The organism is Rhodosalinus sp. (assembly GCF_046542825.1).
Taxonomy (GTDB): Bacteria; Pseudomonadota; Alphaproteobacteria; order Rhodobacterales; family Rhodobacteraceae; genus Rhodosalinus.
Window position 1 is genome coordinate 1 of record NZ_JBKHAQ010000110.1, and the last position, 9,377, is coordinate 9,377.

Consider the following 9,377-nt stretch of genomic DNA (forward strand, 5'->3'; position numbering starts at 1 on the left):
GGCAGGTGTTGGACTGGCACTGGCGCACCATGATGCAGCCCATGGCGATCAGCGCGGCGGTGCCGATGCCGTATTCCTCGGCCCCCATCATCGCGGCCATCACGATGTCGCGCCCGGTGCGCAGGCCGCCGTCCGTGCGCAGCGTCACCCGCTCGCGCAGGTTGTTCATGGCGAGCACCTGGTGCGCCTCGGTCAGGCCCATCTCCCACGGCAGGCCGGCATACTTGATCGAGGTCGCCGGGCTCGCGCCCGTGCCGCCGTTGTGGCCCGAGATCAGGATGACGTCGGCCTTCGCCTTGGCCACGCCGGCGGCGATGGTGCCCACGCCGCTGCTCGCCACCAGCTTCACCGTCACCTTGGCGCGCGGGTTGATCTGCTTGAGGTCGTAGATCAGCTGCGCCAGATCCTCGATCGAATAGATGTCATGGTGCGGCGGGGGCGAGATCAGCGTCACGCCCGGCGTCGAATGCCGCAGCCGCGCGATCAGCTTGGTCACCTTCATGCCGGGCAGCTGGCCGCCCTCGCCGGGCTTGGCGCCCTGCGCCACCTTGATTTCCAGTTCCTCGCAGTGGTTGAGGTATTCCGCCGTCACGCCGAAGCGGCCCGAGGCCACCTGCTTGATCTTGGCGGAGGGGTTGTCGCCGTTGGGCTCGGGCGTGAAATGTGCCGGGTCCTCGCCCCCCTCGCCGGAATCGGACTTCGCGCCGATCCGGTTCATGGCGACGTTGAGGGTCTTGTGCGCCTCGGGGCTGAGCGCGCCGAGGCTCATGCCCGGCGTCACGAAGCGCTTGCGGATCGAGGTGATGCTTTCCACCTCCTCGAGCGGCACGGGCTTGCCCAGCGGCTTCATGTCCAGGAGGTCGCGCAGATGGATCGGCGGCTGCGCCCGCATCGCGGCCGAGAACTGCTTCCACACCTCGTAGGAGCCCTTGTTGCAGGCCATCTGCATCATGTGCATGGTCTGCGCGCCCCAGGCGTGCGTCTCGCCGGACTTGCGCATCTTGTAGAAGCCGCCGATGGGCAGCACCGTGCCGCCGCCCTTCCAGCCATGCGCGTGCACCTCTTCGGCCTTCCTCTGGATGCCGCTCACGCCAATGCCGGAGATGCGGCTCATGAGGCCGGGGAAATATTCCGCGCACATCGCCCGCGAAAGCCCCACCGCCTCGAAGTTCAGCCCGCCGCGATAGCTGGAGATCACGCTGATCCCCATCTTCGACATGATCTTGAGCAGGCCCTGGTCGATCGCCTTGCGGTAGCGCGCGACAGCCTCGGTCAACGGCCCGTCGAGCAGGCCGCGGTCGATCCGCTCGGCCAGGCTGTCCTCGGCCAGATAGGCGTTCACCGTCGTGGCACCCGCCCCGATCAGCACCGCGAAGTAATGCGGGTCGATGCATTCGGCCGCGCGCACGTTGAGCGAGCAGAAGGTGCGCAGCCCCTGCCGCGTGAGATGCGAGTGCACGGCGGAGGTGGCAAGGATCATCGGCATCGCCACCTTGTCGGCGTCCGAACGGTGATCGGTCAGCACGAGGTGCCCGGCGCCGGAGCGCACGGCATCCTCCGCCTCGGACCGGATGCGCGCGAGACTCTCGCGCAGCGCGCCCTCGCCGCCGCCCGCCGGGAAGGTGCAGTCGATCTCGACCATGTCGGCGTTGAACAGCGTCACCATCTCGTCGAACTGCGCGTTCGCCACGAAGGGGCTGTCGAGCACGAGGATCTCTGTCTGCGCGCTACTCTCGTCGAGCACGTTCTTCAGGTTGCCGAACCGGGTCTTCAGGCTCATCACCCGGTATTCGCGCAGGCTGTCGATCGGCGGGTTCGTCACCTGGCTGAAGTTCTGGCGGAAGTAGTGCGACAGCGGGCGATACTTCTTGCTCAGCACCGCGGCGGGCGTGTCGTCGCCCATCGAGGCCACGCTTTCCTTGCCGTCCTCGGCCATCGGCGCAAGGATCTGTTCCAGTTCCTCGATGGTGTAGCCGGCCGCGATCTGCCGGCGCTTCAGTTCGTCGCCGGTGAACAGGGGCCGCTCGTCGAGCCTGGCCAGCGCCTCGTCGAGTTCGTTGATCTTGCCGACCCATTCGCCGAAGGGCAGCGCGGCGGCGAGCTTGTCCTTGATCTCGGTGTCGTGGAAAAGCCTGCCCTCTGTCATGTCCACGGCCAGCATCTGGCCGGGGCCCAGCGCGCCCTTCTCGCGCACGGTGCCCTCTTCGACCGGCACCATCCCCGCCTCCGAGCCGGCGATCACCAGCCCGTCGCCGGTGACGACGTAGCGCATCGGGCGCAGCCCGTTCCGGTCGAGCCCCGCGCAGACCCAGCGCCCGTCGGTCATGGCAAGCGCCGCGGGGCCGTCCCAGGGCTCCATCACCGCGTTGCAGTAGGCGTACATGTCGCGCCAGGCCTGCGGCAGCTCGATCCGGGCTTGCGACCAGCTCTCCGGCACCAGCATCGTCTTGGCCATCGGCGCGCTGCGCCCTGCCCGCACCAGCACCTCGAACACCGCGTCAAGCGCGGCGGAGTCGGACGAGCCGTTGGGCACGATCGGCTTGATGTCCTCGGCCATCTCGCCGAAGGTGTTCGAGGCCATGCGGATCTCATGGCTCTTCATCCAGTTCATGTTGCCCTTCAGCGTGTTGATCTCGCCGTTGTGGGCGAGCATGCGGAAGGGCTGCGCCAGCCACCACTGCGGAAAGGTGTTGGTGGAATAGCGCTGATGATAGATCGCGAAGGCCGACCTGAAGCGGTCGTCCTGCAGATCGGGGTAGAAGTCGGCCACCTGCTCGGCCAGCATCATGCCCTTGTAGATGACGGACCGGCACGACAGCGACGCGATGTAGAGCGAGGGCACCTGTGCCGCCAGCGCGGCCTTCTCGATCCGGCGGCGGATGACGTAGAGCTCGCGCTCGAAGGTCTCCTCGTCCACGCCCTTGGAGTTCGAGATGATGATCTGCTCGATCTCCGGGCGGGTCGCATTGGCCTTTTCGCCCAGAACCGAGATGTCCACCGGAACGTGGCGCCAGCCGTAGATGTAGTAGCCCAGCCGCAGCACCTCGGTCTCGACGATGGTGCGGCAGGTTTCCTGGGCGCCGAAATCCGTGCGGGGCAGAAAGACCTGCCCGACGGCGATCAGCTGATCGTCCTTCGGTTCGTGACCCGTGCGGCGGATCTGATCGTAGAAGAAGGGAACCGGGATCTGCACGTGGATGCCCGCGCCGTCGCCGGTCTTGCCGTCGGCATCCACCGCGCCACGGTGCCAGACCGCCTTGAGCGCCGCGATCCCGTGCTCGACCACCTTGCGCGAGGGCTTGCCGTCCACCGAGACGACGAGCCCCACGCCGCAGGAGGAATGCTCGAACTCCTCGCGGTAGAGGCCGGCGTCGGCCATGCGGCGGCGCCGGGCTTCTTCGGTGGCGAGCCAGTTTGCGTCATGTCTGGTCATTGCTGTCCCTCCTCCGTGGGGGCGTATATCGCGAGGGTTTCGGCGCGCGTCAGCGTCTCGCGCTGCGCCATGCCCTCGAAGGCAAGGCTGTCGGGCCGGCAATCGACGTAGATCTCGCGGTCGAAGCTCAGCCCGTTCGGATCGTCCAGGAGGCCGATCGGGATCTCGTAGCCGCCGGCGCCATCAACGCCGTCAAGCGTCACGCGATACCACAGGCCCGATCCGCAGCGCGTGCACCAGGCGCGCTCGGCCCAGCCGGACGACTGGATGCGGCCGATGCGCTCGGCGCCCTCGATCCGGACGCTGTCGCCGGGCAGGCTGACGGCAAGGAATGCCGCGCCCGTCCAGCGGCGGCACATCTCGCAATGGCAGGCGCCATAGCTGCGCGGCATGTCGCGGAGCGTCATGCGCACCGCGCCGCAAAGGCAACCCGCCGTCCTGTCGCCGAGTGTCACGCTCACGCACCGCTCCTCGCTCGGGTGGCCCTTGATCGGGCCGGAAATGCTGTCAGCCCGCCGGGCTCACTCCGCCGCGACCGCCGCGGGCTGCGCCGCCAGATCCTCCAGGATCGCGGCTGCCGCATCGCGCCCGTCGCGAATCGCCCAGACGACAAGGCTCGCGCCGCGCACGATGTCGCCCACCGCATAGACCCCGGGCAACGTGGTGCGCCCGGTGGTGAATTCCGCCTTCACCGTGCCCCAGCGCGTCACCTCGAGGCCGTCGACGCCCCAGAGCTTCGGCAGTTCCTCGGGCTCGAAGCCAAGCGCCTTGATCACCATGTCCGCGGGCTCGGTGTAGTCCGAACCCTCGATCACCTCGGGGGCCTGCCGGCCCGTGGCGTCCGGGGTGCCCAGCCGCATCTTCTGCACGATCACGCCCTCGACCGGGTCGCCCGCGAAGCCCCTGGGGGCGGAGAGCCAGACGAATTCGACGCCCTCCTCCTCGGCATTGGCGACCTCGCGCTGGCTTCCGGGCATGTTCGCCCGGTCGCGGCGGTAGAGGCACTTGACGCTCTTCGCGCCCTGCCGGATCGCGGTGCGCACGCAGTCCATCGCCGTGTCGCCGCCGCCGATCACGACGACGCGCTTGCCTTCGGCGTTCAGATCGCCCGAGTCGAACTCGGGCACCTCGTCGCCAAAGCTCTTGCGGTTCGAGGCGGTGAGATAGTCGATGGCGCGCACGATGCCCGCCGCGCCCGAGCCCGGCCCCTGCAACTCGCGGCTCTTGTAGACGCCGGTGGCGATCAGCACCGCGTCATGCCTGCCGCGGATCGCGTCGAAGGAGATGTCCTCGCCCACGTTGCAGTCGAGCACGAACTCGACGCCGCCGGCTTCGAGCTGCTGGTTGCGGCGCATCACCACGGGCTTCTCCAGCTTGAAGCCCGGGATGCCGTAGGTCATCAGCCCGCCCGCGCGATCGTAGCGGTCATAGACCGTGACCTGCAGACCGGCGCGGCGCAGCACGTCGGCGGCGGCAAGCCCGCCGGGGCCGGCGCCGATGATACCCACGCTTTCCTCGCGCTCGACTGCGGGCGCGATCGGCTGCACCCAGCCCTCTTCCCAGGCGGTATCGGTGATGTATTTCTCGACCGCGCCGATGGTGACCGTGCCGTGGCCGGCCTGTTCGATCACGCAGTTGCCCTCGCACAGCCGGTCCTGCGGGCAGATGCGGCCGCAGATCTCGGGGAAGGTATTCGTCGCCTGGCTGAGCTCGTAGGCTTCGCGCAGCCGTCCCTCGGCGGTCAGCATCAGCCAGTCGGGGATGTTGTTGTGCAGCGGGCAGTGGCTCTGGCAGTAGGGCACGCCGCATTGCGAGCAGCGCCCGGCCTGCTCCTGCGCCTTCTCGTGCGCGTATTCGGCATAGATCTCGTGAAAATCATGCGCGCGCACATTCGCATCGCGCTTCTCGGGCATGGCCCGGTCGATCGAGACGAACTTGAGCATCTGTTGCTGAGACATTCCACACTCCCTGCCGGCCAGCGCCGAGAACGGTGTGATATAGGAAGTGTCCGGGAATTAAAAGTCAGCAATACTGACATATAATGAGTTTTCCACGTGCAGCTTCAGGTTGATCTCGCCGCAGCGCGGTAAAACAAGGTAACCATCCGGACCTAAATCCTGCCTTTCCTTTATCTGTCATTGGCTTATACCGAACTGCATTCTGTCCCTCGCAGGCTTTCGGCATGACCCTGCTGCATCTGATCCTTGTCGCCGTCGTGCAGGGCGTGACCGAGTTCCTGCCGATCTCGTCCTCCGGCCATCTGATTCTGCTCCCCGCCCTTGCGGGACTGGACGATCAGGGCCTGACCATAGACGTTGCGGTGCATGTCGGCACGCTGGCGGCCGTGGTGCTCTACTTCCGCCGCGACGTGGCCGAGGCGCTGGCCGGCGTGCCGCGGCTCTTCGCCGGCCGCGCGGACACGCCCGGCGCCCGGCTGGCCCTGCTGCTGCTGATCGCGACGCTGCCGGTGATGGCGGCGGGGCTGGCGCTGCGTGCCTCGGGCCTCGACGCCGGCCTGCGCTCGGTCGCGGTGATCGGCTGGACGACGCTGGGCTTCGGCCTGCTGCTCTGGGTGGCCGACCGCTTCGGTCGCGCCGCGCGCGAGGACGGCGACTGGACCATGCGGCACGCGCTGATCCTGGGGTTCTGGCAGGCGGTGGCGCTGATCCCCGGCACCTCGCGGTCGGGCATCTGCATCACCGGGGCGCGCTTCCTGGGCTACACCCGCCACGGGGCGGCGAAACTTGCCATGCTGATGTCGATTCCGACGATCCTTGCCTCGGGGGGGCTGCTTGCCCTGGAGGTCGCGGCCGAGGCAGACGCGGCACTTGCCCGCGACGGGGCGATCGCGGCCGCCTTCGCCTTCGTCGCGGCACTCGCCGCGCTTTCGCTGATGATGCGGCTGCTGCGCACCGTCAGCTTCACGCCCTATGTGATCTATCGCATCGCTCTGGGCGCGGGGCTGCTGATCTGGGCCTACACCTGACCTGCCTGCACGGCGGTTGCTCAGCCTTGCAGCGGCTTGACGTCCAGGTCGCCGTCCTGCCGTGCCTGCATGGCCAGTGCCGCGGCATGGGCGGCCGCCGCGGTCGTGAAATAGGGGATCTTGCCGTAGAGCGCGGCAGAGCGGATGTCGCGGCTGTCCTCGACCGCCTGCGCGCCCTCGGTGGTGTTCATCACCAGCGCGATCTCGCCGTTCTTCAGGCGGTCCACGATGTCGGGCCGGCCCTCGTAGACCTTGTTGACCACGTCGCAGGGCACACCATGCCCGTCGAGCCAGGCCGCGGTGCCGCGCGTCGCCACGATGGCAAAGCCCAGATCGACCAGAAGGCGCGCGGCCTCCAGCATCATCGGCCCCTTGTCCGCGTCGCGGATCGAGACGAAGGCCCGGCCCTCGTGGGGCAGCACCATGCCCGCGCCCATCTGCGCCTTGAGAAAGGCGCGGGCAAAGCTGCGATCCCATCCCATGACCTCGCCCGTCGAGCGCATCTCGGGGCCCAGGATCGTGTCCACGCCGGGGAAGCGGGCGAAGGGCAGCACCGCCTCCTTGACCGAGAACCACGGCATGTCCGGGTCCGCCAGCGTCATCGGGTCGGCCAGCGGCAGCGGCTGGTCGTAGCCTGCGTCCTTGTAGGGCGGGCGCATCGGGAAGGCCGAGAGCGGCTCGCCCGACATGACCCGCGCGGCGATCGAGGCGATGGCGCTGTCGGTCGCCTTGGCCACGAAGGGCACGGTGCGGCTGGCACGCGGGTTCACCTCGATCAGGTAGACCTCGCCGTCCTTGACCGCGAACTGCACGTTCATCAGGCCGACGACGCCAAGCTCCAGCGCCAGCGCGCGGGTCTGCACCTTCATCTCCTCGACGATGTCCGCGGGCAGCGAGTGCGGCGGCAGGCAGCAGGCCGAATCGCCGGAATGCACGCCGGCCTCCTCGATATGCTGCATGATCCCCGCGACATGAACGTCGCGCCCGTCGGCGATGGCGTCCACGTCCACCTCGGTCGCGCCCGAGAGATAGCCGTCGAGCAGCACGGGGCTCTTGCCCGAAACCACGACCGCCTCGTCGATGTAGCGCTCTAGGTGGCCCATGTCGCGGACGATCTCCATCGCGCGGCCGCCAAGGACGTAGGAGGGACGGATCACCAGCGGAAAGCCGATGTCTTCCGCGATGGCGATGGCCTGCGCCTTGGACGCGGCGATGCCGTTCCTGGGCTGCCTGAGCTCCAGCTTGTTGACGAGTTCCTGAAAGCGTTCGCGGTCCTCGGCAAGGTCGATGGCATCGGGCGTGGTGCCCAGGATCGGAATGCCCTCTGCCTCAAGATCGTTGGCAAGCTTCAGCGGCGTCTGCCCGCCGAACTGCACGATGACACCGTGCAGCGTGCCGCGTTCCTGTTCGACGCGCAGGATCTCCAGCACGTGCTCCAGCGTCAGAGGCTCGAAATAGAGCCGGTCGGAGGTGTCGTAGTCGGTGCTGACGGTCTCGGGGTTGCAGTTGACCATGATGGTCTCGAACCCCGCGTCCGACAGCGCGTAGCAGGCGTGGCAGCAGCAGTAGTCGAACTCGATCCCCTGTCCGATCCGGTTGGGGCCGCCGCCCAGGATCACCACCTTCTTCCGGTCCGAGGGCCGCGCCTCGCATTCCACATCGCCCATCATGGGCGCCTCGTAGGTGGAATACATGTAGGGCGTCTGCGCCTCGAACTCGGCCGCGCAGGTGTCGATCCGCTTGAAGACGGCCGTCACGCCAAGGTTGCGCCGCGCCCGGCGCACCTGCGCCTCGTCACGCCCCGTCAGCGTGGCAAGGCGGGCATCGGTGAAGCCCATCATCTTGAGCGCGCGCAGCCCGTCCTCGGTCAGGGGCAGGCCGTCGCGGCGCAGGGCCTCTTCCGTGTCCACGATCTCGCGGATGCGAGCGATGAACCAGGGATCGTATTTCGTGACGCCCTGGATCTCGTCATCCGACAGCCCGTGCCGCATCGCCTGCGCGACGAGGCGCAGGCGGTCTGGCGTGGTGGCGCTGAGCGCGCGGATCACGGCTGCCCTGCCCTGATCGGGGTCCTCGGCGCCCTCGATGGCGATCTCGTCGAAGCCGGAAAGCCCGGTCTCGAGACTGGCCAGCGCCTTCTGCATCGATTCGTGGATCGTGCGGCCGATGGCCATGGCCTCGCCCACCGATTTCATCGAGGTGGTCAGCGTGGCCTCGGCGCCCGGGAACTTCTCGAAGGCGAAGCGCGGGATCTTGGTCACGACATAGTCGATGGTCGGCTCGAAGCTGGCCGGCGTGACCCTGGTGATGTCGTTGTCGAGCTCGTCCAGCGTGTAGCCCACGGCGAGCTTCGCGGCGATCTTGGCGATGGGGAAGCCCGTGGCCTTCGATGCCAGCGCCGAGGAGCGCGAGACGCGCGGGTTCATCTCGATCACGACCATGCGCCCCGTCTCGGGGTGGATCGCCCACTGCACGTTCGAGCCGCCGGTCTCCACCCCGATCTCGCGCAGCACGGCGATCGAGCCGTTGCGCATGATCTGGTATTCCTTGTCCGTGAGCGTGAGCGCGGGGGCCACGGTGATCGAATCGCCCGTGTGCACGCCCATCGGGTCCACGTTCTCGATCGCGCAGACGATGATGGCGTTGTCCGCGCGGTCGCGGACCACCTCCATCTCGAACTCCTTCCAGCCCAGCAGCGACTCGTCGATCAGGATCTGCCCCACCGGAGAGGCGTCCATGCCCGAACGGCAGTAGTGGACATAGTCCTCGCGGTTGTAGGCCACGCCCCCGCCGGTGCCGCCCAAGGTATAGGCGGGGCGGATGATGGCGGGCAGGCCGATGTCGTCCAGCGCCTCGAGCGCGGTCTGCACGCCCGCCTCGAGGTCGAACTGACCGTTGTCCTTCTTCGGCGCCGTGACGATGGTGGCGCGGGGGTTCTCCAGCCCGATCCGGTCCATC

Annotated in this window: 5 protein-coding genes; 1 reads left to right on the top strand and 4 read right to left on the bottom strand. The window is 67.9% G+C overall.

Going from position 1 to position 9,377, the window contains the following annotated elements; all coding sequences use genetic code 11:
• The 3 genes from gltB to ACLFOB_RS12590 form a co-directional block, all read right to left on the bottom strand.
• Window positions 1-3,433, bottom strand: a 3,433-nt coding sequence (gene gltB / locus ACLFOB_RS12580) for a glutamate synthase large subunit (protein WP_410926282.1), incomplete at its 3' end; no start/stop codon positions are given.
• Window positions 3,430-3,894: a GFA family protein gene (locus ACLFOB_RS12585; RefSeq protein WP_410926283.1), complete on the bottom strand. Its 465-nt coding sequence runs from the start codon at window positions 3,892-3,894 to the stop codon at window positions 3,430-3,432. The genes gltB and ACLFOB_RS12585, both read right to left, overlap by 4 nt.
• Window positions 3,895-3,954: 60 nt before the next feature.
• Window positions 3,955-5,391, bottom strand: coding sequence for an NAD(P)-dependent oxidoreductase (locus ACLFOB_RS12590; RefSeq protein WP_410926284.1), 1,437 nt, complete (start codon window positions 5,389-5,391; stop codon window positions 3,955-3,957).
• 224 nt (window positions 5,392-5,615) lie between these two features.
• On the opposite strand from ACLFOB_RS12590, the gene ACLFOB_RS12595 reads away from it, so the two are divergent.
• Window positions 5,616-6,419 carry an undecaprenyl-diphosphate phosphatase gene (locus ACLFOB_RS12595; protein WP_410917626.1) on the top strand — a complete coding sequence of 268 codons (804 nt, stop codon included), beginning with the start codon at window positions 5,616-5,618 and terminating at the stop codon, window positions 6,417-6,419.
• Between the two features lie 20 nt (window positions 6,420-6,439).
• Here ACLFOB_RS12595 and carB read toward each other — a convergent pair.
• On the bottom strand, window positions 6,440-9,377 hold a 2,938-nt coding region (gene carB, locus ACLFOB_RS12600; protein ID WP_410926285.1), incomplete at its 5' end, for a carbamoyl-phosphate synthase large subunit.

Coding starts and splice junctions, on each gene's coding strand:
- ACLFOB_RS12595 (WP_410917626.1), top strand. CDS start 5,616: ATGACCCTGCTGCATCTGATCCTTGTCGCCGTCGTGCAGGGCGTGACC.
- ACLFOB_RS12590 (WP_410926284.1), bottom strand. CDS start 5,391: ATGTCTCAGCAACAGATGCTCAAGTTCGTCTCGATCGACCGGGCCATG.